Below are 23766 nucleotides of genomic sequence, written 5' to 3'. Positions count from 1 at the left end.
GGGATACGTTCTCCATTCCGGGCCGAGAGGGGGCCGATATGCCTTGAGGAGGCGGCCCCGTGGGTCGCCCTTGCGTCGGGCGTTCTATCCATCAATTCCATGTCAGTCCAGCGGCGGCCAGGGTACGGGACGCGCAAAGCGTTGCCATTGTGGGATTTGCGCCGCGTCGCCAGCCTGATCGGCCGCAGGCGGCCGCCGCCATGCGACAGCGGGTCGCAGATACCGGCGCGCGGGCATGGTGCGTCGGGCGGACATGGTGTGCGGGTTAACCTTTCCTTCAGTTCTCGCGCGCAACCTGGGGGGATGGAGACGAATCGCGCCTTTCACGAAGCCATGCCGCTGTTTTCCGCGGCGCCCGCGACACTGGCCGATGACGAGGCCGCGCCGCAGATGGTGGCCGGCGGGGTGCGGTCCGCACCCCCATCTTATATCGCCGATCATCGCGCGCGCCTGCGCGAGCGGTTCATGGCCGGCGGGGCCGACGCCCTGCCCGACTATGAAATGCTCGAACTGCTGCTGTTCCGGGCCATCCCGCGCCAGGATGTAAAGCCGCTCGCCCGGCGGCTTCTGGACCGCTTTGGCTGTTTCAACGGCGTGGTGTCCGCCGCCCCACCGCGGTTGGGCGAGGTACCGGGTGTGGGGCCTGCGGTCATCACCGAGTTGAAGATCGTCGAGGCCGCCGCTCGCCGCCTTGCGCGCGCCCGCGTGCTGCAGCGTCCGGTCCTCAGTTCGTGGCAGGCGCTGCTCGACTATTGCCAGACCGCCATGGCGCATGAGGCCGTGGAGCAGTTTCGGGTGCTGTTCCTCGATCGCAAGAATGTCCTGATCGCGGACGAGGCGCAGGGTCGCGGCACCGTCGATCACGTCCCGGTCTACCCGCGCGAGATCGTCCGCCGCGCGCTGGAGCTGAACGCCTCGGCATTGATCCTGGTCCATAACCATCCCTCGGGCGATCCGACGCCGTCCGAGGCGGACATCACCATGACCGCCCGGATCGCCGAGGCGGGCGGCGTGATGGGCATCACGCTGCACGACCATCTGGTGATCGGCAAAGGGAGGGAGTTGAGCTTTCGGTCTGCCGGGCTGTTGTAATGGCCGGCTCGGCTTGGGGGGCGAGCCGAAAACCCGGCGAGGATCGCATCGTCCAAAGTGCGCCCATAGGGTCCGTTGCGCCCGTCTGACCTCATAGCGGCAGACTAAGGCTCGGGCTCGCGGCTTCAGAGCCAGCAAAAGCGCTCTATCAGATGCCCGCCTCTAACAGGCGTCGTCAGCGGCCAGTCCACGCGGGAATCAGGGGCGCGCCCAGTAGCGGTCGGAGTTTCCGGCAGCGAATACTTAACGCTCGCGTGGGATAAGACGTGGCGCGCATTCGCGGACCGACCTCATCGGAAGCTAACAGCGTCGGCAACCGATGCAGGCCTAATCCCAGAAAAATTAACCCGTCATGCCCTCCCAAAACCCTTTCACCTTGGTGAAAAAGCTCTGGCTTTGCGGGTTGTTGTCGGCGGCGATCTGGTCGAATTCGCGCAGCAACTCTCGCTGCCGGGTCGTCAGGTTGACCGGCGTCTCGACCATGATCTCGATCAGCATATCGCCCGGCTCGCCCTGCATCCCGGCGCCGTGGCGCAGGGGCGGCATGCCCTTGCCACGCAGGCGCATCTGCTTGCCGGTCTGGCTGCCAGCCGGGATTTTCACCTTGGACCGACCGCCATCGATGGTCGGCACCTCGATCTCGCCGCCCAGCGCGGCCGAGGCCATGCCCACGGGCACGCGGCAGGCAAGGGTGCGGCCATCGCGCAGGAAGATCTCGTGCTCGCGCACCTCGATGAAGATGTACAGATCGCCCTGCGGGCCGCCGCGGCTGCCGGCCTCGCCCTCGCCGGCGAGGCGGATGCGGGTGCCGCTCTCGACGCCGGCGGGGATGGTGACCGAGAGCGTCCGGTCCTTTTCGATCCGGCCGCTGCCGTCGCAGGCGTTGCAGGGATTCTTGACGATCTGTCCGGCGCCATTGCAGGTCGGGCAAGTGCGCTCGACGGTGAAAAAGCCCTGGCTGGCGCGGACCTTCCCCATGCCGGCGCAGGTCGGGCAGGTTGCGGGCTCGGCTGCGCCCTCGGCGCCGGTGCCGTTGCAGGCGCCGCAGGCCGTCGAGCCAGGGACCGTGATCTGCTTGACGATACCCGTAAACGCCTCTTCCAGCGTGACGCGCAGGTTGTAACGCAGGTCCTGGCCGCGGGCGGCGCGGTTGCGGGCACCGCGGGCGCCGACGTAATCGCCGAACAGGTCCTCGAACACATCGGCAAAGGCGCTGCCGAAATCACCCGGATGGTGAAAGCCGCCTCCGCCCATCCCGCCCTCGAAGGCGGCATGGCCGAAACGGTCATAGGCGGCACGCTTTTGTGGATCGCGCAGCACCTCGTAAGCCTCGTTCACCTCCTTGAAGCCCGCTTCCGAGATCTTGCAATCCTGGTTGCGGTCGGGGTGCAGCTCTTTGGCCTTGGTGCGGTAGGCCTTCTTGATCTCGTCGCCGGTGGCCCCGCGCGAGATGCCCAGCAGCTGGTAAAAGTCGCGTTTCGCCATCTAGCCTTGCGTCTTTCTGTGCCAGATCATGATCGAAAAGGTCGGCCCCAGCGATCAAGCTGCGGGCCGACCCGGTTGATGTCGCGCCTTACTTGCGCTTGCGGTCGTCGCCGAGGTCCTCGAAGTCCGCATCGACGATGTCGTCATCGACGCTGCGCGGACCTTCTTCGGGCTCGGGGGCGCCATCATCGCCGCCGCTGGTCTGGCCGGCCTTGTAGATCGCCTCGCCCAGCTTCATCGACGCGTCCATCAGGTTCTGGATGCCGCTGCGCACCTTGCCCGGATCCTCGGACTTGAGCGATTCTTCCAGCGCGCCGATGGCGAGTTCGATCGCCTCGACGGTCGAGCCGTCGACTTTGTCGCCATGCTCGTCCAGCGACTTACGGGTCGAGTGGATCAGGCTCTCGGCCTGGTTCTTGGCCTCGACCAGTTCGCGCCGGCCCTTGTCCGACTCGGCGTTCTGCTCGGCGTCCTTGACCATCCGCTCGATGTCCTCGTCGCTGAGGCCGCCGGACGCCTGGATGGTGATGTTCTGGGTCTTGCCGGTGCCCTTGTCCTTGGCACTGACCGAAACGATGCCGTTGGCGTCGATGTCGAACGTCACCTCGATCTGGGGCATGCCGCGCGGGGCCGGCGGAATGTCCTCGAGGTTGAACTGGCCCAGCAGCTTGTTGTCGGCAGCCATCTCGCGCTCGCCCTGGAAGACGCGGATGGTCACCGCGTTCTGGTTGTCCTCGGCGGTCGAGAAGGTCTGCGACTTCTTGGTCGGGATGGTGGTGTTGCGGTCGATCAGGCGGGTGAAGACACCGCCCAGCGTCTCGATCCCCAGCGACAGGGGCGTCACGTCGAGCAGCACGACGTCCTTGACGTCGCCCTGGAGAACGCCGGCCTGGATGGCAGCGCCGAGGGCCACGACCTCATCGGGGTTGACGCCCTTGTGCGGCTCCTTGCCGAAGAAGGCGGTGACCTCCTCGATGACCTTGGGCATGCGGGTCATGCCGCCGACCAGAACCACCTCGTCGATGTCGGACTTGCTGAGGCCGGCGTCCTTCAGCGCCTCCTGCAGCGGCTTGACGGTCCGCTTGATCAGATCGCCCACCAGCGATTCCAGCTTGGCCCGGGTCAGCTTCATCACCATGTGCAGCGGCGTGCCGCTGTTCTTGTCCATGCTGATGAACGGCTGGTTGATCTCTGTCTGGCTGGCGCTCGACAGCTCGATCTTGGCCTTTTCTGCCGCCTCTTTCAGGCGCTGCAGGGCCATCTTGTCCTTGGTCAGGTCGACGCCGTGTTCCTTTTTGAACTCGTCGGCGAGGTACTGGACGATCTTCATGTCGAAGTCTTCGCCGCCGAGGAAAGTATCCCCGTTGGTCGATTTCACCTCGAAGAGGCCGTCGTCGATTTCCAGGATGGTGATGTCGAAGGTGCCGCCGCCGAGATCATAGACCGCGATCGTCTTGCTGTCCTTCTTGTCCAGACCATAGGCGAGGGCCGCCGCGGTCGGCTCGTTGATGATGCGCAGCACTTCGAGGCCAGCGATCTTGCCCGCGTCCTTGGTCGCCTGACGCTGGGCGTCGTTGAAATAGGCGGGGACCGTGATGACCGCCTGGGTCACCGGCTCGCCCAGATAGCTCTCGGCGGTTTCCTTCATCTTCTGAAGGATCATGGCGCTGACCTGGGCGGGCGAATACTTGTCGTCGCGCACTTCGACCCAGGCATCGCCGTTGCCGCCGTCGACGATCTTGTAGGGCACCAGGCCCTTGTCCTTTTCGACCTCGGCGTCGGTGACGCGCCGGCCGATCAGGCGTTTGACGGCAAAAACGGTATTCTCGGGGTTGGTGACCGCCTGGCGTTTCGCCGGCTGGCCGACCAGACGCTCGTTGTCGGTAAAGGCGACGATCGAGGGGGTCGTGCGGGCGCCTTCGGCATTTTCGATGACCTTGGGCTGGCTGCCATCCATGATCCCGACGACGCTGTTGGTGGTCCCGAGATCGATCCCGATAACTTTCGACATGCTGTATGCACCTTTCGTATGGCGATATGGGGGCCGCGGACCCTTTGAGGCCTCCGTGGCCCGATCCCGATTGCATGATCTGCCCCTTCCGGCCGCGACCTGAAAGGGCCAGCGGTGGTTAGGGCGGTTCGGTGGCTATATAGGTAGGGCAATTTGGCGCTGCAAGCGCGGCCGCCGCGCGTCCTGCGCTGGTTTTCAGAGGATTTTCGATGAGCTTTTCGCAGATTTTGCCCGGACAGGCGGCAAAGGCTGCATTGACGATCCGCGGGGCCAGTCTTTGGCCGGGCCTTCTGGACCCCGACGCGCAGGCGGCGCTGATGGCGGATGTGGCGCGCATCTGGGCCGCCGCCCCGCCCCGCCAGTTGCTGACGCGCTGGAACAAGCCACTGAGCGTGTCGATGAGTGCGGCCGGGGCCTGCGGTTGGACCTCGGACCGACGCGGCTATCGCTATGCCCCGACGCAGGACGATGGCAACCCCTGGCCCCCGATCCCCGAGGCGCTGCTGGCTCTCTGGCGGGCCGTGGTGCCCGAGGCGCAGGCCCCAGACAGCCTGCTGGTCAACCTTTATCGCGGGCGCGCGCGAATGGGTCTCCACCAGGATCGGGACGAGGCCGATTTCGGCCAGCCGGTCGTTTCCGTCAGCCTGGGCGATGCAGCGTTGTTTCGGATCGGCGGGACCGAACGCGGCGACCCGACCGAGAGCGTCTGGCTTAATTCCGGGGACGTGCTGGTGCTGGCGGGTTCGGCGCGATTGGCGTTCCACGGCATCGACCGCATCCGCGAGGGCAGCAGCAACCTTGTGCCGGGTGGCGGGCGCGTGAACCTGACCTTGCGCGTCGCGGGCTGCGGATAGCGGCAGGGCCGGGCGACCCCGGGACTGACGCAGCGTTTCGTTTACGCAAACGTCAACTTCGCGCTAGCCTGTCCGCGAACCGAGGAGGAGACGGTCTCATGACCAGCGCCGCCAGCCTGCCCGATCCCGCCGAAAAGCCCGATCCGGCGCGCGCCCCGGCCGCCGCGCCCGCATCAGACGACTCGCTGATGACCATCCGCCAGATGTGCGCTGCCTTCGACGTCACCGCCCGCGCGTTGCGGTTCTACGAGTCGCGCGACCTGCTGGCACCGTTGCGGCGCGGACAGCAGCGGCTGTATGGCCGCCGCGACCGGGCCCGGCTGACGTTGATTGTGCGCGGCAAACGCTTTGGCTTCAGCCTTGAGCAGATCCGCCAACTGCTCGACCTCTACGAGCCCAGCAACCGCAACCACGCCCAGACCGAGGCGGCACTTGCCGTCGCCCGCGCCCGGCTGGCCGACATGGAGGCGCAACGGCGCGACCTTGGCCTCGCCATCGCCGAACTCAACGATCTGATCGCCATTGCGGAACGCCAGATCGCAGCCTCTGCCCCCGAAAAATCTAACTGAAACGCGGCGCAGGCCACCCTGCCCCTCCGCCGCGCCTACCGAGGAGACGACATGCCCAGCTATACCGCCCCCGTCCGCGACCTGCAGTTCGTGCTGCACGACCTGCTCGGCATCAGCCAGTCCGGCCTGCCCGGTCACGAGGACCTCGACCGCGATTTCACCGGCGCGATCCTCGAGGCGGCGGGCGCCCTGGCCTCGGACGTGCTGGCGCCGCTGAACCTGCCCGGCGATCGACAAGGCTGCGTGCTGGAAAATGGCGTGGTGCGCACGCCCGACGGCTTCAAGGCGGCGTTCGAGCAGGTGCGCGAAGGCGGCTGGACCGCGCTCGATCTGGACCCGGAATACGGCGGCCAGGGGATGCCCTACCTTCTGGGCATGACCACCGGCGAGATGTTCGTCTCGGCCAACATGGCGTTCAACATGTACCAGGGCCTGACCCACGGCGCCTATTCGGCGATCCACACCCATGGCGATGCAGCGCAAAAGCAGACCTATCTGCCGAAGATGGCGTCCTGCGAATGGACCGGCACGATGAACCTGACCGAGCCGCATTGCGGCACCGATCTGGGCCTGCTGCGCACGAAGGCCGAGCCGCAGGAGGATAGCAGCTACCTGATCACGGGCCAAAAGATTTTCATCTCGGCCGGCGATCACGACCTGGCGGAGAACGTCATCCACCTGGTGCTGGCCAAGGCCCCGGGCGGGGGCGAGGGAACCAAGGGGATCAGCCTTTTCATCGTGCCCAAGTTTCTGGTGAATGCAGACGGAACGCTGGGCGCGCGCAACGGCGTCAGCGTCGGCAATCTGGAAGAAAAGATGGGCATTCACGGCAATGCCACCTGCGTGATGAACTATGACGGCGCGAAGGGGTGGCTGCTGGGCGAGTTGCACAAGGGTATGCGCGCCATGTTCACCATGATGAACGAGGCGCGCGTTGGCGTCGGCCTGCAGGGCTATGCCGTCGCCGAGGCCGCCTATCAGAATGCCGTCATCTATGCCCGCGACCGCCTGCAGGGCCGCGCCGTGACCGGCGCCGCGAACCCCTCGCGGCCCGCCGATCCGATCATCGTCCACCCGGACGTGCGCCGCATGCTGATGGATCAGCGCGCCTTCGTCGAAGGCGCCCGCGCCCTGGCCGCTTGGTCCGCGCAACTGATCGACCGTGCCCATCTGGGGCAAGACGCCGAGGCGCTGGGCCTCGTGTCGCTGTTGACCCCGGTCGTGAAGGGATTCCTGACCGACAAGGGCTTTGAGTCCACCGTCCTTGCGCAACAGGTCTACGGCGGCCACGGCTATATCGAGGAATGGGGCATGTCCCAGTTCGTGCGCGACGCCCGCATCACCCAGATCTACGAGGGCGCGAACGGCGTGCAGGCGCTGGACCTCGTCGGCCGCAAGCTGGCTGCCGACGGCGGCAAGCCGATGATGGCCTTTTTCGAGATCATCAAGTCCTTCATCAAGGAACACGAGGGCGAGGAAGGCGTGAAAACCGACGTGCTGGAGCCGCTCAAGGCCGCCTCCAGGGACCTGCAGGCCGCGGCCATGTTCTTCATGGAGCGCGGGATGAAGAATCCCAACGACGCCCTCGCCGGGTCGACCGACTTCCTGCACCTGTTCGGCCATACCGTGCTGGGCCTGATGTGGGCGCGCATGGCGACCGCCGCACAAAAAGCGCTGGCCGATCCGGCCGCCGACCGCGCCTTTATGGAGGCCAAGCTGGCGACAGCACGCTATTACATGGCGCGCCAGCTGCCGGCGACGGCGATGCATCTCGCGCGGATTCGCAGCGGCGCCGACACCGTCATGGCGCTGCCGGCCGAGGCATTCTGATCATGCCCGCGCCCTGCCCCCGGACTTACCCGCGTGGGGAGGCGGCGATGCCTCCGGCAGGGATATTTGGGCAAGCAAGAAACCACGCGGTGCGTCCCGGCCCCCCGCCCATCCAAGGGCGACAGGATCTTTCACCGGCGGGACCGGGACGGCTTCTCGCTTGGCGGTCATCGGCTTCCCAGCCTGTACCGCCCCCGCAGCCTGCCGACAAAACCTTAAAAATTCCTTTGCAGGCATCTTGCTTGCGCAAATATCCCGCGGGGGTCCGGGGGCGCGAAGCCCCCGGCTGCGACAGCGCCCTCCCGCACGCGTTCCAGGAGGACACATGACCGACGCTTACATCTTTGACGCCGCCCGCACGCCGCGCGGCAAGGGGCGGGCCGATGGCGGCCTGCACGAGGTGACCTCGCTGGCGTTGTCGGCCCGCCTGCTGAACGCGATGAAAGAACGCAGCGGCCTGGAGGGCCACGCCGTCGAGGACGTGATCTGGGGCAACGTTACCCAGGTGATGGAGCAGGGCGGCTGCCTTGCCCGCAGCGCCGTGCTGGCCTCGGACCTCGACGAATCGATCCCGGGCCTCTCGGTCAACCGTTTTTGCGCCAGCGGGATGGAAGCGGTGAACCTTGCCGCCAACCAGATCAAGGGCGGGGCCGGACAGGCCTATCTCGCCGGCGGGGTCGAGATGATGGGCCGCGTTGCCATGGGGAGTGATGGCGCCGCCATCGCGGTCGATCCGTCGCTGGCCATGAAGACCTATTTCGTCCCGCAGGGTATTTCCGCCGATATCATCGCCACCGAGTACGGCTTTACCCGCGAGGAGGCCGACAAGCTGGCCGTGGAATCGCAACGCCGTGCCAAGCAGGCATGGGATGAAGGCCGGTTCGCGAAATCCATCGTGCCGGCACTGGACCAGAACGGGCTGACCATCCTCGAGCGCGACGAATACATGCGCCCCGAGACGACGATGGAGAGCCTTGCGGCCCTCAAGCCCGCCTTCAAGGACATGGGCGAGGCCATGCCCGGCTTCGACAAGGTGGCGATGCTGAAATATCCGCATCTCGACCGGATCGAGCACATCCACCACGCCGGAAACTCCAGCGGGATCGTCGATGGCGCAGCGGCTGTGCTGGTGGGCAGCAAGGAGTGGGGCGAGGCGATGGGCCTGAACCCGCGCGCCCGCATCCGGGCGACCGCAAAGATCGGCACCGACCCGACCATCATGCTGACCGGCCCGGTACCGGTAACCGAAAAGATCCTGCGCGACAGCGGCATGAGCATCGGCGACATCGACCTGTTCGAGGTCAACGAGGCTTTCGCGGCCGTGGTCCTGCGCTTCATGCAGGCGTTCCAGGTCGACCCGGCCCGAGTCAACGTCAACGGCGGCGCCATGGCGATGGGCCACCCGCTCGGCGCGACGGGGGCGATCATCATCGGCACCCTGCTGGACGAGTTGGAGCGGCAGGACAAGGAAGTGGGCCTCGCCACGCTCTGCATCGCCAGCGGCATGGGCGCCGCGACCATGATCGAGCGCGTCTGATGGCAGTCTTTCGCAAGGACAGCGTCCCCGTGACCGTGGCCCACGCCAGCTATCCGGCGCCCTATACGCTGCCCGCGGGGCGGCTGCACTATCGCCACATCACCGAGGCGGGCGGGCTGACCCAGTTCGGCGCGGCGCTGGAGACGCTGCTGCCGGGCGGCCAGAGCAGCCAGATGCACTGGGAGGAGCATGAGGACGAGTTCATGTTCATGCTCTCGGGCACGCTGACGGTGGTCGAGGACGGGGTCGAAACCATCGTCGGACCGGGCGATTCCTGCTGCTGGAGGGCGGGCACGCCGGTCGGCCACATGCTGAAAAACCACAGCGACGCGCCGGCGACCTACCTGATCGTCGGCAGCCGCCGGCCGGAAAACATCTGCCATTATCCGGGCCTTGACCTGATCGCGACGCCAGACGGGCCGACGCATCTGGACGGCACGCCCTACCCGAAAAAGGGAGACACCCAATGACCGATTTCACCATGCAGAAGGGCGACGACGGCGTCGCTGTCATCACCTGGGACGTGCCCGGAAAATCGATGAACGTATTGTCGATGGATGGCGCGGAGACGCTTGACCGCCTGATCGACGAGGCGTTGGCTGACGACTCCGTCAAGGGCATCGTCATCACCAGCGGCAAGGACGATTTCGCCGGCGGAATGGACCTCAACGTCATCGCCGGCATGAAGGAGGCAGGTGGCGCGCAGGGCGTGTTCGACGGCGTGATGGCGCTGCACCGCATCCTGCGCAAGATCGAGCGCGCGGGCATGGACCCCAAGACGCTGAGGGGCGGCAAGCCGATCGCGGCCGCCTTGCCTGGCACTGCTCTCGGGATCGGGCTGGAACTGCCGCTGGCCACCCACCGCATCTTTGCCGCCGACAACCCGAAGGCCAAGATCGGCCTGCCCGAGATCATGGTCGGGATCTTTCCCGGCAGTGGCGGCACGACCCGCCTGACGCGCAAGCTGGGGGCGATGATGGCCGCCCCCTTCCTGCTGGAGGGCAAGCTGTCCGATCCCAAGGCCGCGAAGGCCGCCGGTCTGATCGACGAAGTAGTGGAGGACCCGCTGGCCGCCGCAAAAGCGTGGGTGCTGCAGGCCAAGGACGATCTCGTCAAGCCGTGGGACGTCAAGGGCTTCAAGATGCCCGGCGGCGCGCCCTTCCATCCGGCCGGCTTCATGACCTTTGTCGGGGCCAGCGCTATGGTCCACGGCAAGACGCTTGGCGTCTATCCCGCGGCGAAGGCCCTCCTGTCGGCGGTCTACGAAGGGGCGCTGGTCGATTTCGACACCGCCCTCAGGATCGAGGCGCGCTGGTTCACCAACGTGCTGATGAACCCCTCTTCGGGCAACATGATCCGCAGCCTCTTCATCAACAAGACCGCGCTGGAAAAAGGCGCGAACCGCCCCGACGTGCCGGATGAAAAAGTGCGCAGGGTCGGCATCCTGGGCGCCGGGATGATGGGCGCGGGCATCGCCTATGTCAGCGCGCTTGCCGACATTGAGGTCGTGCTGATCGACGCAAGGCAGGAGGCCGCAGACAAGGGCAAGGCCTACAGCGCCGGCCTTCTGGACAAGGGCATCAGCCGCAGGAAGGTGACGGAGGAGAAAAAGACCGAGGTCCTGGGCCGCATCCTCGCGACCACCGATTACGCCGCCCTCGCCGGCTGCGATCTGATCGTCGAGGCGGTGTTCGAGGATCCCGCCGTAAAGGCCGAAGTCACCCGGAAGGCCGAGGCCGTGATCCCGCAGGACGCGATCTTTGCAACCAACACTTCGACCCTGCCGATCGGCGAGCTGGCCAAAGCCAGCGCCCGGCCAGAGCAGTTCATCGGCATCCACTTCTTCAGCCCGGTCGACAAGATGATGCTGGTCGAGATCATCCGCGGCGCCAGAACCGGCCAGCGGGCGGTGGCCAAGGCGCTGGATTTCGTACGCCAGATCCGAAAAACCCCGATCGTGGTGAACGATGCCCGGTTTTTCTACGCCAACCGCTGCATCATCCCCTACATCAACGAGGGCATCCGCCTTGTCGCCGAAGGGGTGAACCCGACGCTGATCGAGAATGCGGCCAAGATGATGGGCATGCCGCTGGGACCGCTGCAACTGGTGGACGAGACCAGCATCGACCTGGGCGTAAAGATCGCCAAGGCGACCAAGGCGGCGATGGGCGACGACTACCCCGATGGCGCGGTGGATGACGTGCTGTTCTGGATGGCGGATCAGGGCCGCTTGGGCAAGAAGGCCGATGCCGGATTTTATGCCTACCAGGACGGCAAGCGGCAGGGCATCTGGGATGGCCTCAAGGCGCAATACCCGCGCGCCGCTGACCAGCCCGAGTTGACCGAGGTGCAACACCGCCTGATGTTCGTCCAGGCGCTCGAGGCTGTTCGGGCGCTCGAGGATGGGGTGCTGACCGACATCCGCGAGGGCGATGTCGGCGCGATCCTCGGCTGGGGTTTTGCGCCATGGACGGGCGGGCCGTTCGGCTGGCTGGACATGCTGGGTGCCGCGCGCGCGGTCGAGATCGCGGACCACTTGGCCGCAACCTACGGCCCGCGCTTCGCCGTCCCCGCCCTGCTGCGCGAGATGGCCGACAAGGGCGAGAGCTTTTATGGTCGGTTCGGTAGCCACGGCAAAAAGGCAGCCTGATGCGGGCGTTGGAATATCCCTCCGTGCCGCGGCGCGGAGGGATATCCTCGTCGCAAGGAATGGCCGGAATCCGGCCCTGCGTCCCTCTTACATGGATGATCGCCGCCTGCGTGACGCCGTCGCCACAGGGCGTGATCGGTGCCGGATCAACCGGGAACTTTACCCGGCATCTGTCGTTCGCCACCGACCCCGCGTAAGATAAGACCTTCGCCCCGCTCTGAAAGGGAAGCTGCCGCATGACCACCGATACCCAAGCCCGGGCCCAGCAGTCGCTGGCCGATATCGAACGGGTCACGGCGGTCGTCCTGCCAGAGCCCGCGGCCGAGCAGGCGCTCCCCACGCTTGAGGCCGCCAGCGGCCCGGAAGCCGCCGACATTCGCGCCCGCATGGCCGAGATCGACCTCGGCGATTCCGCCTCCGTTGTCCGGTTCGGCAGCCGCGCGCAGACCGGGCTGCAGGAAATCAGCCAGGCGATGCTGGCCGACGTGCGCAACAAGGACGTCGGGCCCGCGGGCGAAAGCCTGCGCGACATTGTGTCGGCCATCCGCGGCTTTTCGGTCAGCGAACTCGACCTGCGACGCAAGCCCTCGCTGTGGGAGCGTCTGACGGGACGCGCCGCGCCCTTTGCCAAGTTCGTCGCCAACTACGAGAGCGTGCAGGGCCAGATCGACAAGATCACGGACGATTTGCTGACGCATGAGCATCGGCTGCTGAAGGACATCAAGTCGCTCGACATCCTCTACGAGCGGACACTGGCGTTCTATGACGAGTTGGCGCTCTACATCAGCGCGGGCGAGGCCAAGCTGGCCGAGTTGGACGGCACCCTGATCCCGGAAAAGCAGCGCGCGGTTGATGCGGCGGAGGCCGGTGAGGCGGTCATGCAGGCGCAGCAATTGCGCGACATGCGCGCGCTCCGCGACGATCTGGATCGACGCGTGCACGACCTGCGCCTGACACGGCAGGTGACGATGCAGTCGCTGCCCTCGATCCGGCTGGTGCAGGAAAACGACAAGTCGCTGGTGACCAAGATCAACAGCACGCTCGTGAACACCGTCCCCCTGTGGGAGACGCAGTTGGCCCAGGCCGTGACCATCCAGCGCAGCGCCGAGGCCGCAGGCGCCGTGCGCGAGGCGACTGACCTGACCAATGACCTGCTGACCGCCAACGCCCGCAACCTGCGCCAGGCGAACGCCCGCATCCGCACCGAGACCGAGCGCGGTGTGCTCGACATCGAAGCCGTGCGCACCGCCAATGCCGAGCTTATTGCGACCATCGAGGACAGCCTGCGCATTGCCGACGAGGGCAAGGCGCGCCGCACTGCCGCCGAGGCCGAACTGACGCAGATGGAGGATGAGCTGCGCCGTGCGCTCGCCGCCTCGCAAGCGCGCCAGCCCGCGCCGCTTCCGTCCCGATGATGGGTCCGGCTGCCCTGCCCCTGCGCGGTTCTCTCGCGCGCTTGCCTCTCTGCGCGGCGGGCACACTGCCCGCACTTGCCCTGCTCGCCGCCTGCACGCCCAGCCCGCCACCGGCCCCTCCTCCTGCGCCGGAGCCTGTGTCAAAGCCCGTCTCATCCGCGCCGCCGCCCAAACCGGCCAGGCCTGGCCCGACGCAGGCCGAACTGCGCCTCGCGCGCGCCGAAGCGGCGCGGCAGGCATCGGCCAAGCGCAGCATGCGCAGCGAGGACATGGCCGGTTACCTCTCGCGGATCGAAGGCCAGCTGCTGTCGCGCGGATTGCTGCGCACCGACGACGGTGCCGCCGAAGGGCCGCTCTCGGCCGACCGGCTGACCGAGGATTTTGTCCAGATTGCGCTGCGCGACGAGTATGCCAGCCTCGGCGCGCCCTCCGCGGGCGCCAATGCCACCCCAGCGCCGCTGCGGCGTTGGGCTGGCGACGTGCGCTTGCAGCTAGAGTTCGGCGACAGCATCCCGCCGGAGATGCGCGCCCGCGACCGGCAGACGGTTGCCTCTTATGCGACGCGCCTGGCGCAGGCCGCTCAGCATCCGGTCTCGCTGGTGGGATCGGGCGGGAATTTCATCGTCATGGTCGCGGCCGAGGACGACCGGGCGGGCATTCCGGCGCGCATCGCCGCCCTCGCGCCCGGCATTCCCCCCGCCGACGCGGCGGCGCTGGGGCAGTTGTCGCCGCAGACCTTCTGCACAGTCTTTTCTTATGCCAGCCGAGGCGATGCAGCCGCCTATACCCATGCCGTGGCCTTGATCCGGGGCGAATTGCCGGCCCGCCTGCGCATGGCCTGCTTTCACGAGGAGCTGGCGCAGGGGCTGGGCCTTCCTAATGACAGCCCCGCGGCGCGACCATCCATCTTCAACGATGACGAGGCGTTTGCGGCGCTGACCCTGCACGACGCCGCGCTGCTGCGCATCCTCTATGACCCGCGCCTGCGCCCGGGCATGACCGAAACCGAGGCGCGCCCGATCATCGCCACCATCGCCGCCGAGATCGCAACGCCCGCAGCCGATCGCGCCCCGGCAACCGCTACTGACCAGCCGGTGGTCCAACCGGCATCCCAGCCTGTCGCCCCCACCGCGCCTCAACCCGCTACCGACCCACCGGCTCCCGCCGCGCCCTGAGGGGGAACCCTTGGCCGCGCCGGGGCTTTCATGCCCGACACCCTTGCGGAGGACACCATGGCCCTGTTCGATTTCATCGCCGGCGAGTTCATCGATGTCATCGAATGGACCGACGATACCCGCGACACGATGGTCTGGCGGTTCGAGACGGCGGGCCGGGCGATCAAATACGGCGCCAAGCTGACGGTCCGCGAAGGCCAGGCGGCGGTCTTTGTCCACGAGGGCCAGGTCGCCGACACCTTCGGCCCGGGCCTGTGGATGCTCGAGACCAACAACATCCCCATCCTGACCCGGCTGCAGCACTGGGACCATGGCTTTCGCAGCCCGTTCAAGTCCGAAATCTATTTCGTCAACACGACCCGCTTCAACGACCAGAAATGGGGCACGCGCAATCCGATCATCGCCCGCGATCCCGAGTTCGGGCCGGTTCGCCTGCGCGCCTTCGGCACCTACTCGATGCGCGTCTCGGACCCCGCAAAGTTCATGGCCGAGATCGTCGGCACGGATGGGGAGTTCACCGCCGACGAGATTGCCTTCCAGATCCGCAACGTGATCGTGCAGGAGTTCAGTCGCACCATCGCCGGATCCAACATCCCGGTCCTCGACATGGCGGCGAACACCCGCGACCTGGGCCAGATCATCGCCAAGGCCATCGCCCCGGTGATCGCCGAATATGGCCTGACCATCCCCGAATTCTATATCGAGAACATCTCGCTACCCGAAGACGTCGAGAAGATGCTCGACAAGCGCACCTCGATGGGAATCGTCGGCGATCTGAACCGGTTCAACCAATACGCCATGGGCGAGGCGATGATTCGCGGCGCTGAAAATGGTGGGATCGGGGCCGGGATCGGCGCGGGCCTTGGCGCCGGCATCGGCGCCGGCATCGGCGCCGCAGCCGCGGCGGGTGTCGGACGCGCGGGCCCCTGGGGCAAGGTGCCGGCCGCAGCGGCGACCCCTGCGCCCCCGCCCTTGCCCGGACAGCACGAAACGGTGTGGCACATCGCCAAGGACGGCGCCGCCGGCGGCCCCTACGGGCGTGCCCACCTGGGCCGGCTTGTCCAAGACGGCAGCGTCACGCGCGAGACGCTGGTCTGGACCCCCGGCCTCGAAGGCTGGCGCCCAGCGGGCGAGGTCGAGGCGCTTGCGCAGCTCTTCACCGTCCAGCCGCCGCCGCTGCCGGCCACCCCGCCGCCGGTGCCACCGACCTCGCAACAGGGCTGACGCGCCGGACAGCGCCGCGCCATGCCGACGCCCCAGACCGAGTTTCGCTATCCGTGCGAGAATTGCGGCGCCAGCCTGCGGTTCGCGCCCGGCCAGCGTGTGCTGACCTGCGATCACTGCGGCCATGTCCAGCAGATCGGCAGCGGGCTGGCGCGGGCGCCCTCGCGCCAGCCCGGCGGCGGGGTCGAGGCCGAGGCGATTCTGAACCGCGATCCCGGCACCGGCCGGGCGCTGCAATGGGATGCCGGCCACAAGGCGCCGACGCTGGAAGAAATCCCGTTGCAGGACGGCCTGCGCCTCGACGCGCAGAGCGATCTGACCGCAGTGATCCGCACTGTCTCCTGCCCCAACTGCGGCGCGCGGCTGGAGCTGTCCTCGACCCTGCAGGCCAGCGAATGCCCGTTCTGCGCGACCCCGGTGGTCACCGACACCGGCACCACGCGCCTGATAAAGCCGCAAGGCATCCTCCCCTTTGTGCTGACCGAGGAGCAGGCCCGCGCCGCACTCGGCGACTGGTTGCGCGGACTGTGGTTCGCGCCCTCGGGGCTGCGCCAATATGCCCGCCGCAACCGACGCATGGTCGGGGTCTATTCGCCGTTCTGGACCTTTGATGCCGACAGCCGCACCACCTATCGCGGCCAAAGGGGCGATGCCTATTACGAGACCGTCTACGTCACCCGCCAGATCGACGGACGCATGCAGCAGGTGCCGACCCAGGTGCGGCGCATTGCCTGGACCCGCGTCTCGGGCCAGGTCGCGCGCGACTTTGACGATGTGCTGGTGCTGGCCTCGTCCTCGCTGCCGCGTCGGTTCACCGATTCGCTGACCCCGTGGGATCTGTCGCAACTGACCCCCTACCGCCCCGAATATGTCGCCGGGCTGGAGGCCGAGGGCTACACCGTCCCGCTGGCCGAGGGGCATCAGGTCTGCCGCCAGCAAATGGCCGATGTCATCACCATGGACGTGCGCCGTGCCATAGGCGGCGACGAGCAGCAGATCGAGGCGTTGGAGACGGATTTCTCGGCCGAGACGTTCAAGCACATCCTGCTGCCGATCTGGTCCGCGGCCTATCGCTACAACGGCGCCAGCTATCGCTTCGTGGTGAACGGCCAGACCGGCCGGGTCGAGGGCGAGCGGCCCTACTCCGCTTGGAAAATCGCCTTCGCTGTGATCGCCGCACTGCTTGCTGCGGCCCTGGCCCTGTGGCTGGCGCAACAGGCCGGTTTTATTCAGTTCGGCGGTGACGCCGGCTACAGCGGCGGCTTTGGCACCAGCTACGACAGCTTCCCCACGCCGGGCAGCAGCGGCACCTTCCTGCCTGTCCCCGACAACGGCGGCTATGTGATTCGCGGCTATTGACGCCCGTTCCCCCTTCCCCGCCAGTCGTGTAATCGGTCCGGGAAACCTCGGGGGAAATGGCGCAATGATCCTGTGCTGCGGCGAGGCGCTGATCGACATGGTGCCGGTCGAGGGGGGCGCCTGCTTTCGGCCGCTTCCGGGCGGGGCGGTCTACAACAGCGCCGTGGCCCTCGGCCGGCTGGGCGCGCCTGCCGGGTTCCTCTGGCCGCTCTCGCGCGATCCATTCGCGGCGATGCTGCGCGCGCCCTTGGCCGAAGCTGGTGTCGCCATCAACCTTTGCCCGGAGGTCGATCGCCCGACGACGCTGGCCTTTGTCACCCTGACGGGCGGCGAGGCGCGCTATGATTTCTATGACGACGGTACCGCAGGACGCCTGTTCAGCCCGGCCGACCTACCGCCGGCGCTACCCGACAGCGTAGAGGCGCTGCTGATCGGCGGCATCAGCTTGGTGCCGGACCCTTGCGGCGCGACCGTCGAGGCACTGGCTGCGCGCGAGGCGGGAAATTGTCCGATCTTTCTCGATCCTAACGTCCGGGCGTTCTTCATCGCCGACGCCGCGGCGCATCGGGCGCGCCTGATGCGGCTGATCCGCCTGGCCGCCATCGTCAAGCTGTCGGCGGACGATCTTGCCTGGCTCTGGCCGGGGCGTCAGGTGCTGGAATGCGTGGCCGAAGTCCTCAGCCGCGGGCCGTCGCTGGTGCTGACGACTGATGGCGCCAATGGCGCGACTGCCCACCGCCGGCAGGGTGCGATCACTGTACCCTCGATGCCCGTTACAGTGGCCGACACCATCGGCGCAGGCGATACCTTCAACGCGGGCGTTATGGCCGGGCTGCACCGCCTTGGCGCACTCAGCCACGGGCGCATCGCCGATCTGCACCGGGACGATCTGACCGAGGCGCTATCGCTGGGCGTGCGCGCGGCCGCAATCTGCGTCTCGCGCCCCGGCGCAAACCCACCCTGGGCAGAGGAAATCTGATGCGTGCCCTGCTGCAACGTGTCGCCGAGGCCAGCGTCACCGTCGAGGGCGCGGTCGTTGGCGCCATCGGCCCGGGCCTGCTGGTGCTGGTCTGCGCCATGCCGGGCGATACCGAGGCCGAGGCGCAGCGCCTCGCGGGCCGGATCGCCCGCCTGCGCATCTTTCGCGACGCCAACGGGCGGATGAACCTGCCCGTCACCGCCAGTGGCAATGCCGTCCTGGCTGTCAGCCAGTTCACGCTCGCCGCCGACATGGCCAGCGGCAATCGTCCCGGCTTTTCCCGCGCCGCACCGCCGGACGAGGCGCTGCGCCTGTATCAGGATTTCTGCACGGCGCTCGGCGCCCTGGGGATCGAGGTCCAGACGGGTATCTTTGGTGCCGAGATGAAGGTCGCCCTCGTCAACGACGGCCCGGTGACCATCTGGATAGACACCGCCGACCGGGCCTGACTGGACCCGCCCCCTCGGGGGCGACCGGTCTTGCCCGAGGCTGAGGATTTTACGAGGGGGGTAGGTGGTGCGGTCGAAAAGACTCGAACTTTCACTCCGGTTAAGGAACAGCGACCTCAACGCTGCGCGTCTACCAATTCCGCCACGACCGCATCCGGGCAGGACACGGCCATTACGCGATCACCTATGGCTTGGCAAGCGCCCTCGCGCCCTTCCGCGCGATGCCGCAGCGGGTTATTGCGGGGCATGATCGAATGGCTCATCACCCCCGGCCTGACCCCCTACCCGGACGCCGTATCGGCGATGGAGGCACGCGTCGCGGCGATCCGCGCCGGCCGCGCCCCCGAGGCAATCTGGCTGGTCGAACACCCGCCGCTTTACACCGCCGGAACCTCGGCCCGTGACGAGGATCTGGTCCAGCCGGACCGCTTTGAGGTGCATCACAGCGGACGCGGCGGGCAGTACACCTATCACGGGCCTGGCCAGCGGGTCGTCTACGTCATGCTCGACCTCGAGCGGCGGGGCCGCGACGTGCGCCGCTTTGTCACCGCGCTGGAGGCCTGGGTGATCGCCGCCCTTGCCGAGTTCAACGTTCGCGGCGAGATCCGCGAGGGCCGGGTCGGGGTCTGGGTCGCACGCCCGGACCGCCCGCCCCTGCCCGACGGCAGCACGGCCGAGGACAAGATCGCCGCCATCGGCATCCGCCTGCGGCGCTGGGTCAGCTTTCACGGCCTAGCAATCAACGTCGAGCCGGACCTGAGCCACTACGGCGGCATCGTTCCTTGCGGCATCACGTCGCACGGCGTCACGAGTCTGGTCGACCTAGGGTTGCCGGTAGAGATGGGCGATCTGGACAGCGCGCTTTACCGCGCATTGCCGGTTTTGTGTGCAAGTGATGGAAACTCAAACTTTCTAGCGCGTGTTGTCAGCGTGCAAGATCTATGCGCCGGGTCGGATCTTTCCGTTCCGGCCTGACGCCGAAGCGAGAACAAGGGGATCATGATGTTTACACGACTGACAGCTGCCATCACCGTGAGCATGGCGCTTGCCGCGGCGGCCTTTGCGCAGGACGCAGCCGCGGGCGATCCCGCCAAGGGCGCAAAAGAATTCAACAAATGCAAAGCCTGCCACATGATCCAGGACCCCTCGGGCAAGGACATCGTCAAGGGCGGCAAGACCGGGCCGAACCTTTACGGGGTCATTGGCCGCGAGGTCGCCTCGGTGCCTGACTTCAAATACGGCGACGGCATCCTGGCGCTGAAGGCCAAGTATCCGGGTGCGGTCTGGGATGCCGAGGCGATCGAGCACTACATTACCGACCCGACCAAATACCTGGACGAAGAGACCGGCGATCCCAAGCTGAAGTCGAAGATGACGTTCAAGATGTCCAAGAACCAGGCCGACGTGTCTGCCTTCCTGGCGCAAAGTTCGCCTGACGCGCCGGCCATGGCGCCCGATGGCAACGCCGCCCCGGTCGTCCCGGGCGCGGCACCCGCCGCTGGCGCGGCCCCTGCGGCAGACGCGGCACCTGCAGCTGGTGCTCCTCCCGCTGCTGCCCCCGAGCCCGCTGCGGCCCCAGCCGCTGCCCCCGCGGCACCGGCCGCCGCGCCCGCGGCACCGGCGACGAACTGAGCCAAAGCGCTTCGAGAAATCGCCCCGGTCGCCTTGCGGCCGGGGCTTTTCGTTGCCCTGGGGCAGGCCAGCCGGCATTGCCCTCAAACCCTTGCGCCGCCGACATTCCCCAGTCGTTCGGCGGGAACATTCGCCCTGCCCTCGGGTTGACCCCGGCCACGCGCCGCTGCAGCGGCTGCCCTGTTCGAGGACCCGAGCCATGACCTTTACCCCCGACGATACCAGGAACCCTCCGCACTACCGCCACGGCGAGGGAATCGATCGCTCGCAAGAAACCTATGAACCCTCGCCTCACCCCTCGCGGCGCACACCGCCCTCGGGAAAGGTCACGCCGAACGGCAAGCGCGCCTATCCGCGGCCCAGCCAGTCGGCCAAGCTGTTGATCTGGGGCGGCATGGGCGTTGCGGCGGCTGCGTTGACCGCCGGCACGATACTTGGCGTCCGCGCGGTCGTCGACGCGATCGCCGGGGACGAGCATGACGACGAGATCGAGGCCGCCCGCCGTCGCGCGCGGGCACGGGGGCGGTTCGGCCGCGGGCCGCGTCCGATGCCGCGCAACTCGTTCACGGGCCCGCGCGATAGCGGATCGCATGATTTCAGTCCGCGCACGGCGCGCGATGATGGCGAGCATACCGCAGCCCGCGATGCTGCCCGCCGTGAGGAGCGCGCCTGGATCGAGCAACAGCGCCGCCGCGCCCGCGCCGCACATCGCCCAAGCGTCGCTGGCGATTTCAGCAACCAGATCGAAGATGTGACGCGCACGATCCGCAACGCGCTCGGCACCGTCACCGCCGCGATCGAGGGATTCCGCAGCGTATCGGGGCAGGCCGGCTCGATCCTGAACGAATTCCGCGGCGCAGCCGATACGGTCCGCACAATGTTCGACAACAACGCCGCGCACCCTGCCCGTCCGCGGGCGAGGGAGGCTGACGAGATGGTCGATCTGCGCGACCGCGACCCGAGCCAATCGCGCACCCATCGTCTGTGACGGGGCCTGCGCAATCGATGCCCGACCCATTGCCCAGAAGAGAACAGAGCGTCACCGACGCTCTGTTCGGCGATCTGACACCTGAAACCCGAGCCCGCTTTGGCCTTGCGACCACGGCCCCTGACACCGCGGCCGAGCCGCCGCCGCGCGCGCACCGCGGAAGCGCAAGCGCGCACTCACTGCGCGAGCTGGACCGGTCGGCATGGTGGGCCATCGCCAAGCGGGTCGCGCACCAGTTCAGCGTGGACCGGATTACCTCGGTTTCGGCCGGGGTGACGTTCTTCGGCTTGCTGGCGCTGTTTCCCGCGCTGACCGCCCTCGTGTCGATCTACGGCTTGTTTGCCGACCGCTCGACCATCGCGGAGAACATGAACACGCTCGACCGGTTCATGCCGCGAGGTGCGTCCGAACTGATCGCCGGGCAAATCAATGCAATCGTATCCGCCCCGTCGGAGGCGCTCGGACTGGCAACGATCCTCGGCCTGCTGACCGCCCTGTGGAGCGCAAACGGCGGCATGAAGGCGCTGCTCAGCGCGTTGAACATAGCCTGGTTCCAAAAGGAGGAGCGCGGTTTGATCAAGCTGAACCTCGTGTCGCTCGGCTTCACGCTGGGCGGGATCATCCTTGTGGGCGCAATGATCGCAGCCATCGCGGTGCTTCCGAACGTCATCAAGTTCATGCCGGTGGGCGATTTCGGCGGCACGCTCGCCTCCGTCATCCGCTGGCCGCTGATGTTCGTGGTACTGATGCTGTCGCTCGCAGCTCTGTATCGCTGGGGCCCGGACAAGCGTGACGCTCGGTGGCAGTGGATATCGCCCGGGGCGGTCTTTGCGACCGTGGGGCTGATCGTCACCTCGATGGTGTTCTCGTATTACGCAGCCAATTTCGCCGATTACAACAAGACCTACGGCTCTCTGGGCGCCGTGGTCGGCCTGATGATGTGGCTATGGATCGCCGCGATGGTGATCATGGTCGGAGCCGAGATCAACAGCGAGGTCGAGCGGCAATTTCAGATGAACGATGGCGCCGTGCCCAAAGCGGCCAAGTCCGAGGACTGATGCGAACACCGATCTGAAATGTAAAAAAGGCCGCGCAGCGCGCGGCCTTTTACTTGGATAGCGGCCCGAGTCAGGCTTCGTCGAGCGCCGCGATGGCGGCCTCAAGCTCGGCCTTGGTCACCGTCTTGTCGGTCACCTTGGCGCCCGAGACGATGTGATCGACGACCTTGTCCTCGAACAGCGGGGCACGCAGTTGCTGGGCGGCCTGGGGCGTGTTCTGGATGTATTCAAAGAACGCACGCTCCTGCCCCGGGAAGTTGCGGGCCTGCTGCATCACAGCCTGGGTCATTTCCTGGTCGCTGATGGTGACCCCCGCCTTCTGGCCGATGTCTGCCAGCAGAAGGCCCAGACGGACCCGGCGCTCGGCCAGCTTGCGATGCTCGTCCGAGGTCTCGATCTGGCCGTGGTTATGGCCATGCTCCTCGGGGTGCTCCTCGTGCCACAGCTGGTGGGCGATCTGCTCGGCCTCGGCCTCGACCAGGGTCGGGGGCAGGTCAAAGCTGAAGCGCTTGTCCAGCTGGTCCAGCAGCGCGCGCTTGAGGATGGCGCGCGAGGCGCCCTGGTATTCGGCGCCGATGCGCTCGCTGACCTGGGCCTTGAGGGCGTCGAGGTCCTCGGCGCCATAGCGCTTGGCCAGCTCGTCATCGATCTCAGCCGCCTTGCCGGATTTCACGGCATGGATCTTGGTCTTGAACACGGCTTCCTTGCCGGCCAGGTGGGGCGCGCCATATTCGGCCGGGAAGCTGACGGTGACGTCACGCTCGTCGCCGACCTTGGCGCCGATCAGTTGCTCCTCAAAGCCGGGGATGAAGCTGCCCGAGCCGAGGACCAGCGGGTAACCCTCGGCGGTGCCGCCCTCGAACGGGGTGCCGTCGATGCTGCCCTCGAAATCGATGGTGACCTGATCGTCGTTCTGCGCGGCCTCGCCCTCGGCGCGGTCCTCGTAGGACTTGGCGTTCGCGGCCAGGCTGCCCAGCGCCTCGTCGACGGCACTGTCCTCGGCCGGGACGACCAGCCGCTCCAGCGTCAGATCGCTGAGGTCGGCCTCGGGAATCTCGGGGAGGGTCTCGTAGCTGACGTTGACGACCACATCGTCGCCCTCTTTCCAGCTTTCGCCATTGGCCATCTCGATGTTCGGCTGCAGCGCCGGACGGTGGCCGGTCTGCTCAAGATGCTCACGCAGCGCGGTGTCGATGGATTCCTGGAGCGCATCGCCCATCATCCGCTGGCCGAACTGCTTTTTCAGCATCGCCATCGGGACCTTGCCCTTGCGGAAGCCCTTGATCTCGACCTCGGGCTGCGCCTCGGTCAGCTTGCGGGTCACGGTCTCGTCCAGCACCTTGCCGGGGAGGGTGAAGCTGTAGCCGCGCTTGAGGCCGTCGCTGAGGGTCTCGGTCACCTGCATCGGGGGGAACATCCTTGCTCATGTCAAATAAGGCCGCCCACTGGGGCAGCCTCC

The 23766-nt window shown here is 67.0% G+C and carries 20 protein-coding genes and 1 tRNA gene; 17 read left to right on the top strand and 4 right to left on the bottom strand.

Annotated elements, in window-relative coordinates; translation table 11 throughout:
* Positions 1 to 303: 303 nt before the first annotated feature.
* Complete coding sequence (gene radC / locus DRW48_RS04950; protein WP_114075435.1) at positions 304 to 1092, top strand: RadC family protein; 789 nt, start codon at positions 304 to 306, stop codon at positions 1090 to 1092.
* A 342-nt stretch (positions 1093 to 1434) separates the two neighbouring features.
* Here radC and dnaJ read toward each other — a convergent pair whose 3' ends face one another.
* Complete coding sequence (gene dnaJ, locus DRW48_RS04945) at positions 1435 to 2577, bottom strand: molecular chaperone DnaJ (RefSeq protein ID WP_114075434.1); 1143 nt, start codon at positions 2575 to 2577, stop codon at positions 1435 to 1437.
* 88 nt (positions 2578 to 2665) lie between these two features.
* Positions 2666 to 4588 (bottom strand): molecular chaperone DnaK, encoded by a 1923-nt coding sequence (dnaK, locus tag DRW48_RS04940; RefSeq protein ID WP_114075433.1) that lies wholly within the window; start codon positions 4586 to 4588, stop codon positions 2666 to 2668.
* A 209-nt stretch (positions 4589 to 4797) separates the two neighbouring features.
* Between dnaK and DRW48_RS04935 the strand changes: the two genes are divergently transcribed.
* The 12 genes from DRW48_RS04935 to dtd all read left to right on the top strand — a co-directional run bounded on the left by DRW48_RS04935 (position 4798) and on the right by dtd (position 18629).
* Entirely contained in the window at positions 4798 to 5442 is a 645-nt protein-coding gene (locus DRW48_RS04935; RefSeq protein ID WP_114075432.1) for an alpha-ketoglutarate-dependent dioxygenase AlkB family protein, read from the top strand.
* Positions 5443 to 5630: 188 nt separating this feature from the next.
* Positions 5631 to 6011, top strand: coding sequence for a MerR family transcriptional regulator (locus tag DRW48_RS04930; protein WP_241963439.1), 381 nt, complete (start codon positions 5631 to 5633; stop codon positions 6009 to 6011).
* Between the two features lie 51 nt (positions 6012 to 6062).
* Positions 6063 to 7841: an acyl-CoA dehydrogenase C-terminal domain-containing protein gene (locus DRW48_RS04925; RefSeq protein WP_114075430.1), complete on the top strand. Its 1779-nt coding sequence runs from the start codon at positions 6063 to 6065 to the stop codon at positions 7839 to 7841.
* 325 nt (positions 7842 to 8166) lie between these two features.
* The gene (locus DRW48_RS04920) at positions 8167 to 9378 is read left to right on the top strand and encodes an acetyl-CoA C-acetyltransferase (protein ID WP_114075429.1); all 1212 of its coding nucleotides are present in this window, start codon (positions 8167 to 8169) and stop codon (positions 9376 to 9378) included.
* Positions 9378 to 9848 carry a cupin domain-containing protein gene (locus DRW48_RS04915; protein ID WP_114075428.1) on the top strand — a complete coding sequence of 157 codons (471 nt, stop codon included), beginning with the start codon at positions 9378 to 9380 and terminating at the stop codon, positions 9846 to 9848. Before DRW48_RS04920 ends, DRW48_RS04915 begins: the two co-directional genes overlap by 1 nt.
* Complete coding sequence (locus DRW48_RS04910; RefSeq protein ID WP_114075427.1) at positions 9845 to 12028, top strand: 3-hydroxyacyl-CoA dehydrogenase NAD-binding domain-containing protein; 2184 nt, start codon at positions 9845 to 9847, stop codon at positions 12026 to 12028. Before DRW48_RS04915 ends, DRW48_RS04910 begins: the two co-directional genes overlap by 4 nt.
* A gap of 236 nt (positions 12029 to 12264) precedes the next feature.
* Positions 12265 to 13443: a toxic anion resistance protein gene (locus DRW48_RS04905; RefSeq protein WP_114075426.1), complete on the top strand. Its 1179-nt coding sequence runs from the start codon at positions 12265 to 12267 to the stop codon at positions 13441 to 13443.
* 254 nt (positions 13444 to 13697) lie between these two features.
* Positions 13698 to 14618 (top strand): DUF2927 domain-containing protein, encoded by a 921-nt coding sequence (locus DRW48_RS04900; protein ID WP_241963383.1) that lies wholly within the window; start codon positions 13698 to 13700, stop codon positions 14616 to 14618.
* Positions 14619 to 14675: 57 nt separating this feature from the next.
* Positions 14676 to 15842 (top strand): SPFH domain-containing protein, encoded by a 1167-nt coding sequence (locus DRW48_RS04895; RefSeq protein ID WP_114077374.1) that lies wholly within the window; start codon positions 14676 to 14678, stop codon positions 15840 to 15842.
* A 21-nt stretch (positions 15843 to 15863) separates the two neighbouring features.
* On the top strand, positions 15864 to 17201 hold the full coding sequence (locus tag DRW48_RS04890) for a TFIIB-type zinc ribbon-containing protein (RefSeq protein WP_241963382.1): 1338 nt from the start codon (positions 15864 to 15866) through the stop codon (positions 17199 to 17201).
* 64 nt (positions 17202 to 17265) lie between these two features.
* On the top strand, positions 17266 to 18180 hold the full coding sequence (locus DRW48_RS04885; RefSeq protein WP_114075425.1) for a carbohydrate kinase family protein: 915 nt from the start codon (positions 17266 to 17268) through the stop codon (positions 18178 to 18180).
* A complete protein-coding gene (gene dtd, locus DRW48_RS04880) occupies positions 18180 to 18629 on the top strand; it encodes a D-aminoacyl-tRNA deacylase (protein WP_114075424.1) in 450 nt (149 codons plus the stop codon). Before DRW48_RS04885 ends, dtd begins: the two co-directional genes overlap by 1 nt.
* A 65-nt stretch (positions 18630 to 18694) precedes the next feature.
* Here dtd and DRW48_RS04875 read toward each other — a convergent pair.
* Positions 18695 to 18781: transfer RNA gene (locus tag DRW48_RS04875), tRNA-Leu, on the bottom strand.
* Between the two features lie 94 nt (positions 18782 to 18875).
* On the opposite strand from DRW48_RS04875, the gene lipB reads away from it, so the two are divergent.
* The 4 genes from lipB to DRW48_RS04855 all read left to right on the top strand — a co-directional run bounded on the left by lipB (position 18876) and on the right by DRW48_RS04855 (position 22307).
* Positions 18876 to 19604, top strand: coding sequence for a lipoyl(octanoyl) transferase LipB (gene lipB, locus DRW48_RS04870; RefSeq protein ID WP_114075423.1), 729 nt, complete (start codon positions 18876 to 18878; stop codon positions 19602 to 19604).
* Between the two features lie 24 nt (positions 19605 to 19628).
* A complete protein-coding gene (locus tag DRW48_RS04865) occupies positions 19629 to 20261 on the top strand; it encodes a c-type cytochrome (RefSeq protein ID WP_277870805.1) in 633 nt (210 codons plus the stop codon).
* Between the two features lie 199 nt (positions 20262 to 20460).
* Entirely contained in the window at positions 20461 to 21249 is a 789-nt protein-coding gene (locus DRW48_RS04860) for a hypothetical protein (protein WP_114075422.1), read from the top strand.
* 29 nt (positions 21250 to 21278) lie between these two features.
* Positions 21279 to 22307, top strand: coding sequence for a YihY/virulence factor BrkB family protein (locus DRW48_RS04855; RefSeq protein WP_162784675.1), 1029 nt, complete (start codon positions 21279 to 21281; stop codon positions 22305 to 22307).
* A gap of 70 nt (positions 22308 to 22377) precedes the next feature.
* Here DRW48_RS04855 and tig read toward each other — a convergent pair whose 3' ends face one another.
* Complete coding sequence (gene tig, locus DRW48_RS04850; RefSeq protein ID WP_114075420.1) at positions 22378 to 23712, bottom strand: trigger factor; 1335 nt, start codon at positions 23710 to 23712, stop codon at positions 22378 to 22380.
* Positions 23713 to 23766: the final 54 nt, after the last annotated feature.

The sequence above is a fragment of the Paracoccus suum genome, from assembly GCF_003324675.1.
In the GTDB taxonomy this organism is placed as follows: domain Bacteria; phylum Pseudomonadota; class Alphaproteobacteria; order Rhodobacterales; family Rhodobacteraceae; genus Paracoccus; species Paracoccus suum.
Note: the sequence above shows the minus strand (reverse complement) of the source record. Positions and strands in the feature narration are given on the sequence as shown.